The organism is Klebsiella sp. F11, assembly GCF_056712265.1.
This window is the reverse complement of sequence record NZ_CM160060.1, coordinates 1961607-1981304: the sequence shown is the minus strand read 5'-3', so window position 1 is coordinate 1981304 and position 19698 is coordinate 1961607. Positions and strand designations below refer to the sequence as shown.

Here is a 19698-nt window from a genome sequence, read left to right as displayed (position 1 = left end):
TCCGGGTAAACTGAATGATGCGCCCGAACACCATCCGGGCGCAGCGGGTAATCAGAATTTAATTTGCGTGCCGACGCCCAACACGCGGCCATGTCCAACGGTGACCGCCTCGCTGCCCGGACCGTAATACAGACCAATGTACTGCGGGCGTTCATCCGTCAGGTTTTGACCGAAGACGTAGACATCGAAGGAGGAGAATTCCAGACCCACTTTGGCGTTGTAGAGCTGGTAGGCATCAAGCTTGAAGTGGCTGCCGACATCCGCTTCACGACTGCCGACGTACTGATGCTGCGCCAGGGCGAAGATATTGGCTTCCGGCAGCCCCAGCCAGGCGGCAGAATCGTAGTATTGCAGCGTCAGGTTGGTGTTGAATTTCGGTACCGCCGGTACCCGGTTGCCATTGCGTGCGCCGGATGAGGCCGCGACATCATCCGAAACATTGCGTAATTCCGTATGGGTGTAACCCGCCCCGCCGCTGACCTTCCAGTGCTCTGCCAGCTGCAGCGAGCCTTCCAGCTCCATGCCGTAGTTACGGGTATCCATCGGCTTCGGCACGAAGGTGAATGAGGCGGAATCCAGCGCGAACAGGTTTTCATCTTTTACGCTGTTATAGAACAACGAGGCGTTCAGCTCGGCACGCCCGTCCAGGAAACGGTTTTTGCTGCCGACCTCGTAGCTCCAGGAGGAGGAGTCCTTATAAGGCTCATCCTTCAAGCCGCTGGGCGCGTTGTTGGTAAAATTAGGGAAACCGCCGCTTTTCGCGCCGCGGGCGACGCTGGTATAGATCGTCGAGTCATCGGTCAGGTCATAACTCAGCGCCGCCCGGCCCGTCACCATGTCGTAATTCAGCACCCCGCTTTGATTGAAGGAGGCCACCGTCCCCGGGAAGCCGTTGGAACGATATAGCGATTCATAGGTTTTACGGTCATGGGTATAGCGACCGCCTAACGTCCCTTTCAGTTTTTCGGAGCCAAACAGCGGCACCGTCACCTCGCCAAAGGCGGCATAGCTGTCGGTGGTGTAATCCCCGTTACGCGTACCGTTGGTGGAAGCGAAGAACGCGGAATCATATTGGGTGGTCAGCTTGTAGCTGTCATGCAGATAGTTGATGCCGCCGACCCAGACAATATCCGCGTCATCGAGGCTACTCAGGCGCAGCTCCTGATACAGGCTGTTCTGGCTTTCGTCATAAGTACTCCAGTCGGTGGCCGGAATAAACGCCGACGTCGGCATACCGAACACTTTGCTATAGGTCAGCGCCTCGGAGTTATTGGTCAGGTTTTTAAAATCGTAATGGTTCACCGCGGAGACGGAGGTGAACTGCATCCGATCAAGCTGACGGCTGGCGGTTAATGACAGACCGGAAATCTCACGATCGACCCAGCCTTTAGGATCCAGCTCTATCGTGGGGAAGTTTGGGCCATTTTTGAGAATGAAGTTTGATGGCGTGTTGTTGTCCTGCTCGTAGTTGCCGGTCAGCACGAAGCGGGTACGATCGTCGGGGGTGAAGACCAGCGAACCGCGGAACACCCCGGTTTCCACCTTGCCCAGCTTGCCGCCCGGCGCGTTGTTATCCACATCGGCGCCCAGGTTGGAATAGGCGGCGGAGAAGCGCCCGCCCAGACGGTCCTCAATCAGTGGTCCGGAAACCGTCAGCTGGCCCACGTTCTCGGATTCACTGTTCAGGCCCGCTTCCGCACGCAAGGTGCCTTCAAAGGTATCGCCAGGCTGGCGCGTGGTGATGTTAATCGCCCCCGCCTGAGCGTTGCGTCCAAACACCGTGCCCTGCGGGCCGCGCAGGACTTCAATCCGTTCAACATCCAGGAAACGCAGATCCGCACCGAAGGCCGGTTGCGGCACGCCGTCGATATAGGTCACGACCGACGTATCATCAAAGCCGAGCGGCTGGGCCATCGGTCCGACCCCACGGATCGACATATAGGTTGAGCGCATATCCCCCAGCGAGCTGAAGCTGATGTTTGGCACGTCACGGATTAAATGCTCCACATCATCAACGCGGCGATCGCCCAGCGTCTGGCGATCGAACAAGGTCATGCTGACCGGGACTTTCAACGGATCCTCTTTCACCTTTCGGGCCGTCACCACCAGGGTTTCTTCTTTTTTACTATCGGTGGTTTGTTCCGCGGTAAAAGCCGGGGCTGAAATCGCCAGGCCGCACAGCAGGCAGAGCGGTTTAATGGTGCCAGGTAGATTTTGTTTTAAGCGAAGCTGGTGTGAACTGGTGCGCATGACCATCCCCATGGTGCTGAAACAGAAACAAAAAAATCGTTTTATATCTGTCGCAATTATATGGGGGAGGTCATACGACGCCCTAGTTAACTCAGCTATTAGCAAAGCCAAATGAGTTATGTTTTCAGCCAGTCAGAGGCTGAGAGAGTCGCGCGGGGGCATACCAAATTTGCGCCGATAGGCCGTCGAGAAGTTACTGGGATGCTGATAACCCACATAGTAGGCGGCCTGCTTGACCGTCCACCCTTCCGACTCTAATCCCTGACGGGCCCGGGTCAGACGCTGGTCGCGCAGGAAGGCGAAAACCGACTGCCCCATGACCGCCTGGAACTTGCTTTTCAGCGCGCTGACGCTAATGCCAACATCGCGCGCCAGGTCGCACAGGCAGTGGTTGCAGTCCAGTTCGGTGACCAGCTTATCCCGCACTTTTAGCATCCGCGCCACATCGCGATGCGGCGCCATCACCCCCACCTGGGGCACATCCTGATTCGCCGCGCGCAGCGCCTGGGCCATCAGATCCAATACGCAGCTATGGGTCTGTAGCCGATCAATCACGCCGTTATCGCAAAAGCCAAACAGCTCATTGGCCCGATCGATGGTGTACTGCGGGACGATTAAGCTGAAAATATGGTTACGCTGTAAAATACGTTCGACCTGATCCGCCAGCTCTTTATCGCTGATACGATCGGGGGCGGCCTGAATCACCAGGCTGCGGCAGTGATGTCCGCGCGGATTGCGGCACCACAGGCGCATACGATCTTTGGTGGCAATCACCTTCGCCATGCCCCTTTCTGCCGGCAGCGGACTACCGTCATCGAGGTGATAATTGGGTTCATCGCCGCCGAGGGTCAGTAAAATCGTCAAACAATGTTGAAGCGTGCCGCTACGATGGTCATCGCCGTTGGCGGTCAGCTCATTGAGGCAGAGGTTGACGCCATAGGGCAGCGTGACCGTTTTGATTGTCCCTTCAAACTCGCCAGACTGGCGTACCGAGCGATTGGCATTTGCCAGCTCGTAGTCGTAGCCCCATTGCTGCGCCATATCGGTTAACTGCTGCAGAGAATGTAACTGGTGAGTGGATTGCATAAAAAAACCCTCTTTTGTAAGTACCCGGCTGGCGAAGTCGCCGGGTGCTTAGTTCCCGAAACGAAACTCAGGGAATCATCATACTGGGGTTTATAGATATGTAAATAATAATCATTATCAATTAATGACGCATTCCTGACGCTCTCCCCATGCAACAAACAAACGGGGGCAGACTCGATGATAGCCACATTACGGAAGCGCCCTTCTCAGCCAGGAGGGCGCTTCCGCAACAGGTCAATGAGCCAAAACATCAGCAGTTCTCGCGCCGGTTGAGTCAGGCATCATCCCTCATTTCGCCGGCGAAACCACCAGGTAAGGCGCCACGCTGGAAAGCTTCTCGCTGGTCTCCTGGCTCGCCGGCAGCGAGTCAGGATATATGACCGGCTCAAGCCTGACCATTGACGGCGGGTTAACCGCCTGAGCAGGCAGAAGGTAAAAATAGCGCTCAGGAGAGATCGTGGAGCGCTTTATCCAGCGCGTCGGTGAGCTGAAAGTCCTCGAATTTGACCATCAGCCCGCCGCGCTCCGGCGTGCAGCACATGACGCCCACCGCGCATTTTTGCGCCGCAGGGAAATGAGCAAGGCGCAATAGCGGCCAGCACTTACCATCGGCAGAATACTGCAGGCGCAGGCTATCTCCCCTGCGGGTCAGCCGCATCCAGAAAACGTCGGCGCGCCCCGGAAACAGGCCGGTAGCCCAGTCTGAGTGCTCAAGCGTCAGGACGCTGCCGATAGCCGGCTTGCCGTCATTAAATTCGATGCCCGCCTTTAGCCAGTGCGCCTTATCGGCCACCAGCATTATCCCGGCCTGATCGTAAAGCGCGCTAAAGTCGGCCTTTATCTTCACCTGAAAGGTGAAGTCGCCGGCAACGTCGCGGCCGTAAAAATGCCCCGAGAACCGTTCGAACCCGTACCAGGTTTTACTCCAGAAATCGGTGTGCTCGTCGGTCGTTACGGCGAGCCCCTCTCCTTCCTGATGCCAGACTTTCGGTTCATTCACCCAGTAAAAATGGCTGTTCATAACGTTTTCCTCGCCTCTTCTGCCCAATAGTTTGCCAGCGGCGCGGCCGCATTCGATTTATAACATTGCCAATTGGGCGACCATTTTGTGTACCTCCTCGCGGGTTACCGGGATCACCGAGCGATGTAGCATCACCCCTTCAATCAGTGCATCGAGCGCCACGGCCGCCAGCGGCGAGAAGTGCAATTCCAGCGCCTGGCGGCTGTTGCGCATCCACTCCGCCATCACCGATTTCATCACCGGCGTGCGGCATGAAAAGCTGTATAGCTCGTAGCTCAGTTGGCTGGTTTTTTCCCCGGAAGTGACGGCGCCAAAAATAATCTCCACGATGGCGTGACGCGCCTCTTGCTGATTTCCGGCGCTGCGCAGGGCTGCGGTGAAGTGTGCCGAAACCTCACGCGCCAGGCTGCTGAACGCCTCCAGCAGCAGTTCCTGCATACTGGAGAAGTGGTAGGTCAGCGAACCCAATGGGATTCCTGAAATTTCAGCAATTAATGAGATGGTCACTCCCTCTTCCTGAGCACTATGCTGAAAACAGGTTTAATTCGGAGAAGCATCATGGAAAACATTGCACTTATTGGTATCGACCTGGGTAAAAATTCCTTTCATATTCATTGTCAGGATCAGCACGGTAAAGCGATTTATCGAAAAAAATTTACCAGGCAAAAACTGTATGAATTTCTTGCAACATGCCCGGCGACAACCGTCGTAATGGAAGCCTGCGGTGGAGCTCATTTCATGGTGCGTAAACTATCCGAACTGGGGCATACACCAAAGCTGATATCCCCTCAGTTTGTTCGCCCATTTGTTAAAACGAACAAAAATGACTTTGTTGATGCAGAAGCCATCTGCGAAGCAGCATCACGACCATCCATGCGATTTGTCAGGCCCCGCACAGAATCTCAGCAGGCTATGCATGCCTTGCACCGGGTCAGAGAATCTCTGGTCAGCGACAGGGTCAAAACCACAAACCAGATACAGGCATTTTTACTGGAATTTGGTGTGAGCGCACCAAAAGGTCCGGCGCTGATAAAGCGACTCGCAGAAATCATGGAGACAAACAATCTTCCGCCTTACATAACCGGCTTGCTGGAAAAACTGCGCAAACATTACGATTATCTTGTTGAGCAAATTAAAGATCTGGAGATTCAACTGCAAATATCGCTCGGCGAAGACGATGCCGGCCAGCACTTACTCTCCATCCCTTGTGTCGGCCCTTTAACTGCAAGCCTGCTTTCTACTCAACTGGGAGATGGTAAACAGTATGGCAGCAGCCGGGATTTTGCTGCCTCAACAGGTCTGGTGCCCCGGCAGTACAGCACGGGAGGACGGACTACCCTGACGGGCATCAGTAAACGGGGAAATAAAAGGCTGCGGGCATTGCTGGTTCAGTGTTCCCGGGTCTATCTGCGGACGCTGGAGAGCCGGACAGGGAAGCTTGCCGACTGGGTCAGGGGATTATTGCTGCGGAAAAATAATTTTGTCGTGACCTGTGCTCTGGCAAACAAACTGGCCAGGATTGCCTGGGCGATGACGACCCGAAAGCAGTGTTTTGAGGCGTAATTATCGGATGTATTTACATGTCTGAACAGTGACTCACCTGGTTTTGCGAATACTGATTATTGATGATATTAACGGCTAACCGGCCCGACGAAAAACCTGTGTATAGGAATGGCTGATTAAGGTCGCTCAATTTATAAGGTTCGTCAGGCGCGGAACTCATCGGGGCGCGGGCATACACAACCCATTCAGACGCCGGATAGATTCATGCAAGCCAACAATATTTTCAGTATCGGTATTGCAAAAACGGGAGTGACCATAGATTCTATACGTGGTTCCGGCAACGCCGTTTAAGGCAATGGAATCCAGCGTCGCCCGCAAGATATGCGCCTTACGGTGCGGATCCTGCTGCCAGGTTTTGCGGTTCTCGTTTGTCATTCCGCCCTCCTTTGCGGTTGACGGTAGCACAACCCACAAAACCGTACAAACGTATTAATTCGTTGACCTTGCCGTTTAGCTTACTTATTAGCCAGCTACTGGCAAAGGCGTTCCCGGTCAGAGGAGCCAGATTGCTGCGCTAACAAAACCGACATTGTTGACTCAAATAATTAGTATATTTTTCAAACCATTATCACTATATGTCCGTTAATGATGGATGTATGTCCTTTCGGATATTCTGATGTTGATGCACTATCGTCAGGCGGATGAGAAAATGAAAGCGGCTGCCGCGTTTGCGGATCCAGACGGCGCCGTTTTCATGCCCGGGCGCCGGACTGGAAAATCACGGCATAACTTCCGACAGCGCTGTGGTAATGGCCTGCAGGGACACGGAGCTCAGGCGGTTACCTGGCCCATGCAACTATGTTGAATACTGCTATGAAAGAAAAACTGAAGGGTGCGGTTATCAAACGTGACATCGCTTTTGTGGTCTTTCCCGGATTCCAGATCCAGGATTTAAGCGGTCCGCTCGCCGCTTTTGAAACGGCGGGCAACCTGGCTGGCGCAGGCTCCTACCACCTGCACGTCGTCTCGTTAACCGGAGGAGCGATAGCCAGCTCCGCGGGCCTCGAGGTCGTGACCAAACGGCTGCGCCCCGGGAAATATGACACGCTGATTGTCGTAGGCGGCGACGTTTTAGCCGACCTCACCGATCTATTTGATGTTTCTCAGCAATTAAAGTCCGTACTGGCCGGTGAAATCAGACGTATTGCGAGCGTGTGTACCGGCGCATTCATCCTCGCCGCCGACGGGCTGCTGGACGGGCGTCAGGCGACAACGCACTGGAAATACGCTTCCCGGCTGCAGCAGCTCTTTCCGCGGATTAAGGTTAACGGCAACCATATTTTTACCAAAGATGGCCATATATGGACCTCTGCGGGTATCAGCGCCGGGATCGATATGACCCTCGCCATGATTGAAGAGGATATGGGAGCCGCCATCTCGCGCGCGACGGCGCGGATGCTGGTTGTTTACCACCGGCGGCCGGGCGGCCAGTCGCAGTTTTCCGCGCTTGCCGATATGGCGCCGCAATCGGACAGAATCCGCAGCATTCTGGGCTATATGCGCAGCAATATTGCGGACGATCTGTCGGTTGAAAAGCTGGCGACAATCGCCTGCCTGAGCCCGCGCCAGTTTGGGCGAATTTTCAGAGCTGAAACCGGATATACCCCAGCAAAAGCCGTAGAAAAGCTGCGTACGGAGGTGGCAAAACAGCATCTTGAGGAGGGAATTGAACCCGTTGAGGTTATCGCCCGGCGGGTGGGATACGCCGATCCTGAACGAATGAGAAGAGCGTTTATTCGGGTTACAGGCATGCCCCCGCAGAGTATTCGAAGAATGGCGACGGCGGAGAGCCATTCCGGCGATTTATCTCTCTGACCGAAACGGCGGACGCCGTTAACTACCCAGGTATATTTTTTTAAACAACCAACAGAGGGAAATATGGATTACCGCTGGTTCGGCGCCATTCATCTGATTGCGGCCGTGGTCTGGGTTAGCGGACTGCTGCTGCTCGCCATCACGGCTTATATTTATTCCGAGAATCAACGCGGCAACGCGGTTGATCAATCGTGGTTCAGACATATTTTAAGGTGGAACCGAAAGGTTATCACTCCGGCTATGCTTGTGCTTTGGGGATGCGGCATTGTATTAATTTCTAAAGCCGGCCTGTTTCACTCATGGATTTTAATGAAGCTGGCGATCCTTATTTTTCTGTCGGCTCTGCACGGCACGCTCTCGAAATCGATACGCATGCTGGCAAACGGTGAACATATTAACGCAAGGCTTATGATTCGCCGCGGCGCATCGATTATTATCCTGGCGATTTCCGTAATAATTTTCCTGGCTAAGTTTAAACCGGTACTATTTTAATCGCCACGCGCCTAAAGCGCAAAGAGCCACGCCAAAATACGCGGCAGCGGAATAGCACAAAAATAGCAGCAATAGATTAGCCCACTCGCGGGGCAAGACAGACTTTTTGCCGAATAAATTTGGCAGGTTAAAAAGTAGGTATAATGAGGGCATTATGTTTGGACTAGACGCTTTTCACCTGGCCAGAATTCAATTTGCATTCACGGTTTCATTCCATATTATTTTCCCGGCGATAACCATCGGTATCGCCTGTTTCCTCGCCGTGCTGGAAGGATTGTGGCTAAAGACGCGCAACGAAACGTATCGCGACCTCTACTATTTTTGGTCAAAAATATTCGCCGTCAACTTTGGTATGGGAGTCGTTTCTGGCTTAGTCATGGCTTACCAGTTTGGAACTAACTGGAGCGGCTTTTCTCAGTTTGCGGGCAGCATCACGGGCCCCTTGCTCACCTATGAGGTGCTCACCGCATTCTTCCTTGAGGCGGGGTTCCTTGGGGTGATGCTGTTTGGCTGGAACCGGGTTGGCCCTGCCCTTCATCTCTTCGCTACCTTTATGGTCGCGTTAGGCACGCTATTCTCCACGTTCTGGATACTGGCTTCCAACAGCTGGATGCATACCCCGCAAGGCTATATCATCCAGAATGATATCGTGGTGCCAATCGACTGGCTTAAGGTTATTTTTAACCCCTCTTTTCCGTATCGCCTGGCGCATATGACAACGGCGGCTTTTCTCTCCAGCGCACTATTTGTTGGGGCCTCCGCCGCCTGGCATTTATTACGCGGAAACAATAGCCCGGCGATCCGTAAGATGTTTTCAATGGCTTTATGGATGGTACTGGTGGTCTCGCCCGTCCAGGCCTTGATCGGCGATGCGCATGGTCTGAATACGCTTAAATATCAACCGGCAAAAATAGCGGCAATCGAGGGGCACTGGGAAAACGTGGGCGCTGAACCGACGCCTCTAATCCTGTTTGGCCTGCCCGATATGGCTCAAGAGAAGACAAAATATACGTTATCCATTCCTTACCTGGGTAGTTTGATTTTAACCCATAGCCTTGATAAGCAAATCCCGGCGTTGAAAAGTTTTCCTAAGCGAGACAGGCCTAACTCATCCATTATTTTCTGGTCATTTCGCATTATGGTTGCCCTGGGATTGCTAATGGTCACCATGGGCATCGCGAGCCTATGGATGCGTTACCGGGGAAGGTTATACCATTCGCGGCCTTTTCTCTGGTTCGCTCTATTAATGGGGCCATCCGGATTACTGGCGATTCTTGCCGGTTGGTTTACTACCGAGATTGGGCGCCAGCCGTGGGTTGTGTATGGCGTTCAGAGAACCATTAATGCGGTTTCCGCACATGGCGCTCTGCAGATGAGCATTAGCTTATTGGTATTTATCTCAGTCTACAGCGCGGTCTTCGGAGCCGGTTATTACTATATGATGCGCCTGATTAAAAAAGGGCCAGCAGCTGGCGAAGGGAAAACGGTAGTAGCCGGTGGCCCAGGGCAAAACAGAACACCGGCCCGCCCGCTTTCTGCGGCAGACCGATACGATGACCAGCCGTAATTCTCGAGGCGGCTATTTCTCTTATTATTATCCCCGGTAAGATAAAGGGCGCGTACATTTGCCGATAACTCACTATCGGCACGCGCGTCTTATTCTACGGACGAGAAAGGACAGTAATTAAATGAGCGACTTTTCCATTATCTGGTTTTCCATCATCATTTTCGCGACGCTGATGTACATCGTTATGGATGGATTTGACCTGGGTATTGGCATTATATTTCTCTTTATTAAAGACAGCGCCGAACGCGATGTGATGGTAAATACCGTTGCGCCGATATGGGATGGTAATGAAACCTGGCTCGTTTTAGGCGGCGCGGCGTTATTTGGCGCCTTTCCGCTGGCATATGCCGTCATTGCCGATGCGCTATCTATACCCTTAACGATGATGCTCATCGGATTAATATTCCGCGGCGTCGCCTTTGAGTTTCGCTTCAAAGCCACCGAAGCCCACCGCCCGTTCTGGGACGGCGCGTTTATCGCGGGCTCAATTCTGGCGACTTTCTGTCAAGGGATTGCCGTCGGTGCGCTGCTGGGCGGGCTACCGGTTTTGAACCGTACTTTTACCGGCTCATCGATGGGCTGGCTATCACCTTTTCCACTGTTTTGCGGCGCCGGATTGATTATTGCCTACGCCCTGCTGGGCTGCACATGGCTTATCATGAAAACCGAGCACCGGATCCATCAGAGGATGCAGGCGGTGGCACGCCCCATCCTGTACGCGCTGCTTGGGGTTATATTTTTGATCAGCATCTGGACGCCGCTGGCTCACGAAAATATTGCGCAGCGGTGGTTTACGCTGCCCAATCTATTTTGGTTTATGCCCGTTCCCGTATTGGTGTTAATTTTTGCGTGGGGAATAATCCGCAGTGTCAAAAGCGATGCCCATTACCTCCCTTTCCTGCTGACGCTCGGGCTGATATTTTTGGGATTCTCAGGCCTGGGCATTAGCATCTGGCCAAATATCATCCCGCCATCGCTCTCCATATGGGACGCCGCGGCCCCGCGAAGCAGTCAGGTATTTATGCTGACTGGCAGCCTTTTTATTATACCCGTCATCCTGGTTTATACCTTTTGGAGTTATTACGTTTTCCGCGGCAAGACGAAAGCGGATGAAGGATATCACTGATGCTTAACGTGCGTATTTCCCCGAAAGGGACATCTTTCCTGAAGCGATTATTTTGGCTGATAGCGATTTGGTCATTGAGCGTTTTGGCGCTGGGCGTAGTTTCGCTTATTCTCAGAACGATGCTGACCGCGGCCGGAATGAAGACATAAATACAGCGGGTATTAGGCTGGAACAGGGGTCAGTTTTAACTGACCCCTGCAAAATAGCGGTTCGTGATTCACCCGGGGCGCCAACAGAGCGCTACGATCGGCAAGAAGCCACCTTTGACGTCTGCGCCAGGCGTTTCATATGTTCCCTGGCAACCCTGACGGCTTCATCGGTTCGCCCCCACAGCCCCTTTATCTGTGCAACGATTTCTGGCCGTGCGGTACGTGGATTCCCTGAATTCATTGTCGGCTGCGGGTCATATTCGAGCACCAGCTGCGTGAATTCCGCCGCCTCCTGCCCTTTGATTTCGGCGATAACCCGGAGCGCAAAATCGATACCCGCCGTGACGCCGCCGCCGGTGATGCGGTTCCCGTCGACGCAGACGCGTTCGTAGCTGGGCTCAATGCCCAACGCGATCAGCGGCTCGTAAAATGGCCAATAGGTGGCGGCGCGATAGCCTTCCAGCAGCCCGGCCATGGCAAGCAGCACGGAGCCCGTGCATGCGGCGGTGATATAGGTCGCCGTGGCTCCCGCGCGGGAGATGAAATCCAGGAACTGCCGATCCTTCATAATCTCGGGAGTGCCTGCGCCGCCCGCAACAAACAGCACGTCGAGGTTGTCTGGAACCTCATTAATCGTGATGGTAGGATTCACGGTAACGCCCATGTCCGTTGGCACAGGATCCATGGTTTTCCATATGATATGCGTTTTGGCATGAAGGCCAAAGGCCGTCTGCGGCCCTGCTAAATCCTGCAGAGTAAACCCCGGGAAAATCACCATGCCAATCTGTAATTCTCGACCTTCAACAGCGTTACCCAATTCGTCGGACATTATGTTCCCCTTTGCGTTAAATTCGACTCAATAGTAATTCCGCCTGCAGGGCTGCGTGAGTCGCAAGGACGACAAAAATAGACCGTTTTCTGCCAACTGGGTGGTATTTTCAAATTCTCCAGCGGAGTTCAATGACATGCGTAAGGTTGCGGTTCTGGCTATTAATGATGTGGTACCGCTGGATTTTGGCATCGCCTGGCAGGCTTTCACCCTCGCTCGTCTGGCCGATGGAAGCAGAGCTTACGAGGTGGAAGTGTGCGGCCCTGAGCCGACAATTCGGATCGCCGGCGCTGAGATGCAGGTACGCTACGGCCTTGAGCGTCTTGCGCTAGCTCACACTATCGTTATTCCGGGGAGTGAAGACCCTCTCGGGGAGGTTTCAGCGACGGTCAGCATCGCGCTTCGGCAGGCCCATGCGCGCGGGGCCAGGCTGGCATCAATTTGCTCCGGGGCCTTTATCCTTGCCGCCAGCGGCCTGCTTAACGGAAAGCGTGCCGTCACTCATTGGCGCCTGGCCGACGACCTCGCCAGGCTTTACCCGCAAATAAACGTCGAACCTAACGTTCTGTTCGTCGATGAAGCGAGCATCGTAACGTCTGCTGGCGCATCCGCGGGAACGGATATGTGCCTGCACCTTGTGCAGCAAGATTATGGCCAGACGGTTGCCGCAAACACGGCTCGTCTGATGGTCGCCCCATTGCACCGGGACGGCGGCCAGGCGCAATTTATTCGCCAGAGAATCCCCGGCTCGCCAACGAGTTTGAATCCCTTAGTCGAATGGATACGCGACAATTTGCAAGCTGCGCATACGGTCGATAGCCTTGCGGCCCGTGCCAATATGAGCCCGCGAACCTTTGCGCGTCGATTTCAGGAGCAGATCGGCACAACCCCTTTACAGTGGCTTCTTGCCGCTCGTATTGAACGAGCACGCGAATTACTTGAGCAGAGCCAGCTGCCAATAGACCAAATCGCATTTCTTACCGGATTCGGTTCTGCGGTGGCCTTCCGCGCACGATTTCGGCGGGTTGTCGCGCTCACCCCGACGGATTATCGCCGCCGTTTTGGCTGCATCAGCAAAAACAGCATCTAACCTGACGCCATCAAACGTGACGGAACTCCGCAAACTGCCTCTGTCTATAGCAGCGCTATAGACACTCACTATAGCACTGCTATACTCCGACAATGAAAACACGAGATATCCTGCTTGATGCCGCACTCAAAGTGCTCGAAACGGAAGGCGAGGCGCATTTTTCGACACGTAGCGTCTGCGCGCTCGCGAACGTCACCGCCCCCACGCTCTACCATCACTATGGCAGCGCCGATGGGCTATTGAGCGCCGCCATAGCCGAAGCCTTTTCGCAGTTCCTCGAAAGCAAAAGGTCTGCGCTTCCCCCCACCGACCCGGTGATGGCGCTACGCGACGGCTGGGACGATTACGTGCGCTTCGCGGCGGCTCGTCCCCGACTCTATGCCGCGATGATGAGCCGCGTTCTTGATGGCGCGGAAATCCCGGCCGCCACGCAGGCCTTCGCGAACCTGATCGAGCGCATTGAGGCTATTGCGGCCAGGGGGCAACTTCGCCGTTCCATCGAAGCGGCCGCCGATCTTATGTGGGCATCGGCGCACGCCGCATCCTTTCTTTACGTCACGGCCCAGCTGCGCAAGGTCGCCCCGCCCGCGCCTGCCGTCCTTGAGCAAATCCGCGACAGCGCCATGCAGTCTATTTTGAACCCTGAACCGAAAGGAGGATCGTCATGAGAATTCTTGTCACGGGCGGGACCGGACTGCTTGGCAGCCGCCTGATCCCAAAACTTGCGGACGCGGGTCACCAGATCTTCGCTCTCACCCGCGCGACATCCTCCCACTCCAGGCTAAAGAGCATGGGCGCGCTGCCGATTGACGCCGATCTGGAAAGCGACGCTCCCCTGATTTTGCCGGCGATCGACGCGGTGGTGCATGCTGCCGCCATGTTCCGCTTTTCAGGCCCTCGCGATCCCTTCTTCCGCACCAATGTCGATGGCACCGCCGCGCTGTTGCAGGCAGCCGGCAGCGCCGGAGCGCAAACTTTTATCTACATCAGCGCGGCGGGCATCATACAGGACGAAGCCGGCACGCCGATCCGCAACGCCAATGAAAGCGCCCTTACCTACCCGCACCATTTTTCGGCCTATCTGGCCAGCAAAGCGCGGGCCGAATCGCTGGTACTGGCCGCCAACAGGCCCGACTTTACTACGATCGCCCTGCGCCCGCCGGCGATCTGGGGGCCAGGCGATCCCTTCAGCCGCCAGCTTCCCGCCGCGATAAAGTCCGGGCAGTTCGCCTTCATCGATCGCGGTAACTATGCCTTTTCGACCTGCCACGTTGACAATGTGGTGGAAGCGATTGAATGCGCGCTTGAACGTAGCGCTGGCGGTCGCGCCTTCTTCATCACGGATCGGGAAAAGTGGACGTTCCGCGAATTTATCGCGTCTATTGCAGGCACGCAGGGGCTCTCTATCGAGGAGCTGCGCTCGATGCCCTACTGGCTCGCCTCAGCCGCTGGCCGGGTGATGGATGCCGTCTGGAGCATTACGCGAAAAAAAGACGATCCGCCGATTTCCCGCTCGATGATGCGCATGATCGGGCGAGAGTTTAACCTCGACGACTCCGCCGCGCGCCGCGATTTGGGCTATGTCGGGAAGACTTCGCATGCGGCTGGCCTGCAAGCCTACGGCACGCCTTCCTCGCAGAAAAGGTTTTCCGCCGTTAATGAAGAGCTCAGAAAATAGGCCATTGGTATGCTTTCCCGAGCCAAAAATAAGAGGACATTGAGACACAACCTAACGGCCGAAGAATATATTTGCTGTAAATAAAAGCATGTCTTTAAACACAGTATTGACAGTGCTTTTAAAAGCGTTAAATTGAGTTTAACAGCACTGAAATGGTAGTTCGCTGTTAATACGTTGAAAGCGTAAGAAGTAATTTGCGATAAAGGCCACGTATTTTGTTGTATGGGATTACGGGTGTTAAGAAGATTATTTTTTACATCAGTAATGTTTTAAGGTCATGTAGTTAGCGTAGTTAATCGCAAATCTGGGGAAGTAGCGCGACGATGTAAGGCTATGTTTTAAGAATTATTGTTTGCGATTGGTCCATGAACTTGAGTTAAGTTAAATCATCGCAACGGAAGTCAAGCCACGCATCAAAGAGTATATGTCGCGAGGGGATGTACTTGTTTAAAGTGCCATTTTTTAGCGTTATAAAAATGGCGGGGTAAAGTAACGAGAAAATAGCGGGAGGTTTTAGTTAGTATCAGCACCCAATATTATCTGTGATAAACGTGTACATTTAAAGCAGTATCATGAGCAGTATCCATATTAAGTCCATGAATGTTAAATCTTAAATCAGTAGTTCCTTAAAAGCCCTGGCTGCAATGGTCAGGGCTTTTTTGTATCCGCGCGTCTGGATGCCGGTGAAAGGCGCTACAGCGCCACAACGCGATAGTTGGCGGTTCTTAACTCCGCTATCTGCTGCATATCGATATGGGACAAGCTGAAATCAAGGATCGCAAAGTTCTCGGCCATTCTCTCCGGATTGGATGACATGGTGTTTGACTGAATGCCCGACTGTAAAATCCAGCGCAGAATAATTTGTGCCGACGTCCTGGCATAATCGTCCGCCAGCCGCTGAATAAGCGGATATTTAAGTACTTCTCCCCGGGCTATCGAACAGTACGATGATAGCGGGATCTGCGTCGCTACCGCTGCCTGCAGCATATCCACCTGTTCAACGTTAAGCGCCGCCAGGCTGTGCGCAACCGAGGCCATAAACAGATCTTTGTGATAATTCGCCGGCAAGCCCCTTGCCGCCGCCGGTCTGAGCATCCAGCCGCCCCTCGCCGGTAATGACCAGATCGGCATCGCGCACCTGCGCATCGAAACGCAGCGCGTTAAGCACAATATCGCTCCCGCTGGCCATCCTGGCGTTCAATCAAGCAAGAACGGCAAAACAAGGAAGTCTGGCGGGACAATATCTAAGGGCAAATGATGCAAGGTGGGATAACGGTCCGGGGAGAAAGGCAGGCATCGAGGAGGCCTGCCTGATTTATCGACGCCGCGGCTACCAGCCGCAGACGTTGGTCTCTTCATCCGATTCATAGCCGCGGACGATATTAACCAGATCCTTCACCGCATCGGCGGCAATAAGCGGGTCCTGTAATTCGACGAGGGTAGCAAATTCTTTATCTACCGCTATGCCGTTATTATTATTGGTCACCGACAGAACAAAGCCTTTGCCCTGCTGATTATCCACCGCCAGTGAGCCGATAAGTTCTGCTACGGCCTGTACCGCAATATCGGGAACATAAAGCGCCATCGGTTTAAGATAGACTTTTTCTTGTTTTTGACCGTTATTGCTGTTAACCACGGTTAATGCATAGCCTTTATTTTCACTATTCATAAGTTCAGCTTTATCCCTCTATCAGAATTTTAGGATCGACATAGAAATCCACGTTAAAGACGGTATCTTCCGTCAACGCTTCAATCCGATGCCATTTTTCCGCCGGGAAGACGCCGAACTGGCCGGCCTCTATCGTCATCGTTTCGACAGGTTCAGGCGCGGTTTCATCCGTATAACCATAATAGCGTATAGCGCCCTGCATGACCGCCAGGCGCGGGTAAACGCCCTGCCTTGTACCGGCATCAAGATGCCGCTGCCAGATTGACGCCGGCGCCGTTTCTTTGGTCCAGAGCGGGGTGGTACGGGTATGCACATAGTGGGTAGGAATAACGATACGCTGCATGATTCGGCCTCTCTTTCCGCACCATTGAGCACGGTCGGGAACGGGGAAATATATTGCATATGATATACCCCTTTTAATCTCTGAGGGTATTATTTTTTAAGAAATTTCACCCTAGCCTATTTGTACCCAACAAGGATTATATTTATTGAATAAACGATAAGACGTATCGGAATTAATCGTTCTGCGGTAAATAAAGCCTTCACAACTATTTATTACTGGCGGTATTCAGCGGCCCCGGTTTACCAATCAGGTAGCCCTGAACGAGGTCGCAGCCTAATTGCTGGAGAGATTTTAACTGTTCATCCGTCTCGACGCCTTCCGCCACGATACGCATATGCAAACTTTTACCCATGCTGATAATCAGCCGGACAATATCGAGATCGTCTTTCTGCGCGGGGATATTAATAACAAATGAGCGATCGATTTTAATTTTATCGAATGGGAAATAGCTTAGTCGTGACAGGGAGGAATATCCGGTACCAAAATCATCAATAGAAATTTGGATCCCCAGCTCGCGCAGCTGGCTGAGGATCTCTAAAGAGCGCGTGTTTTCATTAAACACATCGGATTCCGTAATTTCGAGATCGAGGCGGTGCGGATCCAGCCCCGTCTGCTTCAGCACCGAGATCACGGTATCGGTCAACGAACTGCTGATCAGCTGCACGGGCGATACGTTGACCGAAACTTTAAGCGGTGATGACCAGCTCGCCGCCTCCTCGCAGGCGGTTTTAAGCACCCACTCTCCGAGCGGGTTAATCATGCCAATTTTTTCGGCGACGGGAATAAATATAGTCGGCGGCACCATGCCGCGCAGCGGATGGAACCAGCGTACCAGCGCTTCATAGCCATAAATCTCGCCGCTCATCGTATCGGCAATCGGCTGGTAGTAAACGCGGAATTCACCGTTATCGAGCGCCTGCAGCAGATCGTCCTCAAAAGACTTATTCTCCTGCAGGCGCTGCAGCATCCCGGGGCGGAAAATTTGGACGGTCCCCGATCCCTCTTTTTTCGCCTCATAAAGCGCCAGATCGGCGCATTTATACAGATAATCGGTACGGGTTTCCCGGTCAGAGATAACAACCCCGATGCAGGCGTCAATATTAATCAGCGAATCATAAACCTGATACGGCTGGCTGATCTTTTCGCGGATCACCGTCGCCCGCTCCAGAGCCTGCTCTTCGCTTAAATCACAGGAGACCAGCGCAAACTCATCGCCTCCGAGCCGGTAGAGGGTTTCGGAGGTTTTGCGGAAAAAGGAGAGACGGCTGGCCAGATCCTGCAGCAGCTTATCCCCGGAATCGTGGCCCAGCGTATCGTTAACATCCTTAAAATTGTCCAGATCGAACAGCATAACCACCGCCGAGCCGTTGTACGGCCGAACCTGGTTGACGATCTCCTGCAGCTTTTGCCAGAAGGAGAGTCGGTTCGGCATACCGGTCAGGGAGTCATGGTAAGCGTCGTATTGCAAACGCCGGTTTTGCACCTGGAGCTTCTCTTTTGACGCCTGCAGATCGTTCGCCAGCAGCTTCATGCGGACGTGAGCGCGGCGCAGGTTGTTATTTTGCCGCAGCATCAACAGCCCTAAAGAAATACACATGGTGATCAGCAGAACGGAAATTATCGAATAGATAAAATACAGGTTCTGTATTTTATCGTGCGTCAGGTTAACAATATTAATATCCTGCGCCAGCGACATTGACGCCAGCCCGGTCATCGGGCCGTCGAGTTCGCCCATCTTATGCAAAATCGGTTTTATCCGCTGCGGGGTGATGGTATCCAACTGCTCATCAAGCTGATACAGAATAGCGATCAGGCTCTCAATAGTCGCCCGGCGCCCCGCGTCCTTACGAATAAACTCACTCGGCTCCCCCTGCTGCAGCGGTTTGATCTGGCCCATCATGATCTCCAGACGCAGCCGGACGTCATCCCGATCGACCCCTTCGACGCCCAGGGCATAGGAGCCCAGATGCGCCTCCAGCCGCATATACTCAGAGACTATCTGCGCGATTGACCACGAGTCGGTGTAGCGGGTCAACTTTTGCAGCTCGCTCTGCCGCTCGTGCACCAGGTAGGTAATGTACCCGGTGATGATAAAAAGCGACAAAATAATGGCCGTGAGTATTCGATTCAAGATCAAACCCTTAGAGCCTATCCCATTAGGCTATTTTATTTATCAGTTTGCTCCTGGGCCGAGCCCTAAAACCCGGCGTACGCCGTGATTCCTGAGCCCTGCCGGCGTCCAAACCCTGTGCAACAATTACGCCTGGCGGGCCAGGCTATTACTCAATAATAATTTTCGAGACCTGCCACGCCGAGCGGGAATAATAGATCTGGTTTTGTAAATCAGGGCTGCTGTCATAGGGATAAACAATAAACAGAGGGCCCTTATCGCGGACGCGCATATATTCACCATTCATTTTTAAAGCCAAAATAACGGGGAACTGGTGAAAATCATCAATGGGCACAACCGTCGTATAGTCATTCAGGGCGATAACCCGCGCCGACTTCCCCTTTGCCGCGACTAAGTCCATGAGCTTGCTGAGGGAAATACCGTCAAAGCGCACCTTTCCGGAGAACCACGGAGTGGTGGTTATCACCGTCTGCATGCCGAGCTTTTCCAGCGCCGCGAGGTCAAACACCGCGGTATCGCCTTCATTTGTATTTCCAATAAGACCGGAAATGGTTAAAACGGGCTTGCCGACAGGCGCGGGCAGTTTTTCTGCAAATGCATTTGGTAAAATCATGACACAAAATAAAGCGGCGAAAAGTAAACGCATTTAACTCACCCTTTCCGACATTGGAGACTCGTTAATTGTAAACCATTTACGGTAATTCTTAAAAGATGTCATAGAAAGGTTGTGAGCTATTCAATTAAAAAATAATCCCGAATTTCAGAACCTTCCGATCGCCGGCTTATGGCTGGTCGTAGAATGCACTTTTTTTGCCGTTAATGCATGACGACAGGTAAAGATCTTTTCTCGCGCCCGGCGGCGCGGTAGTCTCTTTGATGACGCCATTAA

Annotated in this window: 21 protein-coding genes; 9 read left to right on the top strand and 12 right to left on the bottom strand. The window is 53.4% G+C overall.

Annotated elements, in window-relative coordinates; all coding sequences use genetic code 11:
• Nucleotides 1–51: 51 nt before the first annotated feature.
• From AC1M2H_RS09795 to AC1M2H_RS09780, 4 genes are all read right to left on the bottom strand, one after another.
• Nucleotides 52–2250, bottom strand: a complete 2199-nt coding sequence (locus tag AC1M2H_RS09795) for a TonB-dependent receptor (RefSeq protein WP_480151228.1) — start codon at nucleotides 2248–2250, stop codon at nucleotides 52–54.
• Between the two features lie 132 nt (nucleotides 2251–2382).
• Nucleotides 2383–3336 (bottom strand): helix-turn-helix transcriptional regulator, encoded by a 954-nt coding sequence (locus AC1M2H_RS09790; RefSeq protein WP_480151227.1) that lies wholly within the window; start codon nucleotides 3334–3336, stop codon nucleotides 2383–2385.
• Between the two features lie 445 nt (nucleotides 3337–3781).
• On the bottom strand, nucleotides 3782–4357 hold the full coding sequence (locus tag AC1M2H_RS09785; RefSeq protein WP_480151226.1) for a DUF1349 domain-containing protein: 576 nt from the start codon (nucleotides 4355–4357) through the stop codon (nucleotides 3782–3784).
• Between the two features lie 57 nt (nucleotides 4358–4414).
• A complete protein-coding gene (locus AC1M2H_RS09780; protein WP_480151225.1) occupies nucleotides 4415–4864 on the bottom strand; it encodes a TetR/AcrR family transcriptional regulator in 450 nt (149 codons plus the stop codon).
• A 51-nt stretch (nucleotides 4865–4915) separates the two neighbouring features.
• Here AC1M2H_RS09780 and AC1M2H_RS09775 point away from each other — a divergent pair, with 51 nt between their 5' ends.
• On the top strand, nucleotides 4916–5920 hold the full coding sequence (locus AC1M2H_RS09775; RefSeq protein WP_480151224.1) for an IS110 family RNA-guided transposase: 1005 nt from the start codon (nucleotides 4916–4918) through the stop codon (nucleotides 5918–5920).
• Nucleotides 5921–6076: 156 nt separating this feature from the next.
• Here the strand turns inward: AC1M2H_RS09775 and AC1M2H_RS09770 are convergent, their stop codons facing one another.
• Complete coding sequence (locus tag AC1M2H_RS09770; RefSeq protein WP_480151223.1) at nucleotides 6077–6295, bottom strand: hypothetical protein; 219 nt, start codon at nucleotides 6293–6295, stop codon at nucleotides 6077–6079.
• A 438-nt stretch (nucleotides 6296–6733) separates the two neighbouring features.
• On the opposite strand from AC1M2H_RS09770, the gene AC1M2H_RS09765 reads away from it, so the two are divergent.
• The 5 genes from AC1M2H_RS09765 to AC1M2H_RS09745 all read left to right on the top strand — a co-directional run bounded on the left by AC1M2H_RS09765 (nucleotide 6734) and on the right by AC1M2H_RS09745 (nucleotide 11069).
• Entirely contained in the window at nucleotides 6734–7735 is a 1002-nt protein-coding gene (locus AC1M2H_RS09765; protein WP_480151222.1) for a GlxA family transcriptional regulator, read from the top strand.
• A gap of 63 nt (nucleotides 7736–7798) precedes the next feature.
• Nucleotides 7799–8227 carry a CopD family protein gene (locus AC1M2H_RS09760; RefSeq protein WP_480151221.1) on the top strand — a complete coding sequence of 143 codons (429 nt, stop codon included), beginning with the start codon at nucleotides 7799–7801 and terminating at the stop codon, nucleotides 8225–8227.
• Between the two features lie 154 nt (nucleotides 8228–8381).
• Nucleotides 8382–9794, top strand: a complete 1413-nt coding sequence (locus tag AC1M2H_RS09755; protein ID WP_480151220.1) for a cytochrome ubiquinol oxidase subunit I — start codon at nucleotides 8382–8384, stop codon at nucleotides 9792–9794.
• 121 nt (nucleotides 9795–9915) lie between these two features.
• Complete coding sequence (cydB, locus tag AC1M2H_RS09750; protein ID WP_480151219.1) at nucleotides 9916–10920, top strand: cytochrome d ubiquinol oxidase subunit II; 1005 nt, start codon at nucleotides 9916–9918, stop codon at nucleotides 10918–10920.
• Nucleotides 10920–11069, top strand: coding sequence for a DUF2474 domain-containing protein (locus AC1M2H_RS09745; RefSeq protein ID WP_480151218.1), 150 nt, complete (start codon nucleotides 10920–10922; stop codon nucleotides 11067–11069). Before cydB ends, AC1M2H_RS09745 begins: the two co-directional genes overlap by 1 nt.
• A 91-nt stretch (nucleotides 11070–11160) precedes the next feature.
• On the opposite strand, the gene AC1M2H_RS09740 is transcribed toward AC1M2H_RS09745, so the two are convergent.
• On the bottom strand, nucleotides 11161–11898 hold the full coding sequence (locus AC1M2H_RS09740) for a DJ-1/PfpI family protein (protein WP_480151217.1): 738 nt from the start codon (nucleotides 11896–11898) through the stop codon (nucleotides 11161–11163).
• 136 nt (nucleotides 11899–12034) lie between these two features.
• Here AC1M2H_RS09740 and AC1M2H_RS09735 point away from each other — a divergent pair, with 136 nt between their 5' ends.
• The 3 genes from AC1M2H_RS09735 (at nucleotide 12035) to AC1M2H_RS09725 (ending at nucleotide 14666) form a co-directional block, all read left to right on the top strand.
• A complete protein-coding gene (locus AC1M2H_RS09735) occupies nucleotides 12035–12988 on the top strand; it encodes a GlxA family transcriptional regulator (protein WP_480151216.1) in 954 nt (317 codons plus the stop codon).
• A gap of 92 nt (nucleotides 12989–13080) precedes the next feature.
• Nucleotides 13081–13656, top strand: coding sequence for a TetR/AcrR family transcriptional regulator (locus AC1M2H_RS09730; protein ID WP_480151215.1), 576 nt, complete (start codon nucleotides 13081–13083; stop codon nucleotides 13654–13656).
• Nucleotides 13653–14666, top strand: a complete 1014-nt coding sequence (locus tag AC1M2H_RS09725) for an NAD-dependent epimerase/dehydratase family protein (RefSeq protein WP_480151214.1) — start codon at nucleotides 13653–13655, stop codon at nucleotides 14664–14666. The genes AC1M2H_RS09730 and AC1M2H_RS09725 overlap by 4 nt, the downstream gene beginning before the upstream one ends.
• A 693-nt stretch (nucleotides 14667–15359) precedes the next feature.
• On the opposite strand, the gene AC1M2H_RS09720 is transcribed toward AC1M2H_RS09725, so the two are convergent.
• The 6 genes from AC1M2H_RS09720 to AC1M2H_RS09695 all read right to left on the bottom strand — a co-directional run bounded on the left by AC1M2H_RS09720 (nucleotide 15360) and on the right by AC1M2H_RS09695 (nucleotide 19455).
• Nucleotides 15360–15704, bottom strand: a complete 345-nt coding sequence (locus tag AC1M2H_RS09720; protein WP_480151213.1) for an aldo/keto reductase — start codon at nucleotides 15702–15704, stop codon at nucleotides 15360–15362.
• Nucleotides 15670–15834 carry a glycerate kinase gene (locus AC1M2H_RS09715; protein WP_480151212.1) on the bottom strand — a complete coding sequence of 55 codons (165 nt, stop codon included), beginning with the start codon at nucleotides 15832–15834 and terminating at the stop codon, nucleotides 15670–15672. The genes AC1M2H_RS09720 and AC1M2H_RS09715 overlap by 35 nt, the downstream gene beginning before the upstream one ends.
• 162 nt (nucleotides 15835–15996) lie before the next feature.
• On the bottom strand, nucleotides 15997–16335 hold the full coding sequence (locus AC1M2H_RS09710; RefSeq protein WP_480151211.1) for a DUF1869 domain-containing protein: 339 nt from the start codon (nucleotides 16333–16335) through the stop codon (nucleotides 15997–15999).
• A 10-nt stretch (nucleotides 16336–16345) separates the two neighbouring features.
• Nucleotides 16346–16678 carry a TehB family protein gene (locus tag AC1M2H_RS09705; RefSeq protein WP_041146340.1) on the bottom strand — a complete coding sequence of 111 codons (333 nt, stop codon included), beginning with the start codon at nucleotides 16676–16678 and terminating at the stop codon, nucleotides 16346–16348.
• 205 nt (nucleotides 16679–16883) lie between these two features.
• Nucleotides 16884–18809, bottom strand: a complete 1926-nt coding sequence (locus tag AC1M2H_RS09700) for a putative bifunctional diguanylate cyclase/phosphodiesterase (RefSeq protein ID WP_480151210.1) — start codon at nucleotides 18807–18809, stop codon at nucleotides 16884–16886.
• 148 nt (nucleotides 18810–18957) lie between these two features.
• Nucleotides 18958–19455, bottom strand: coding sequence for a putative pterin-binding protein (locus tag AC1M2H_RS09695; RefSeq protein WP_480151209.1), 498 nt, complete (start codon nucleotides 19453–19455; stop codon nucleotides 18958–18960).
• Nucleotides 19456–19698 lie beyond the last annotated feature (243 nt).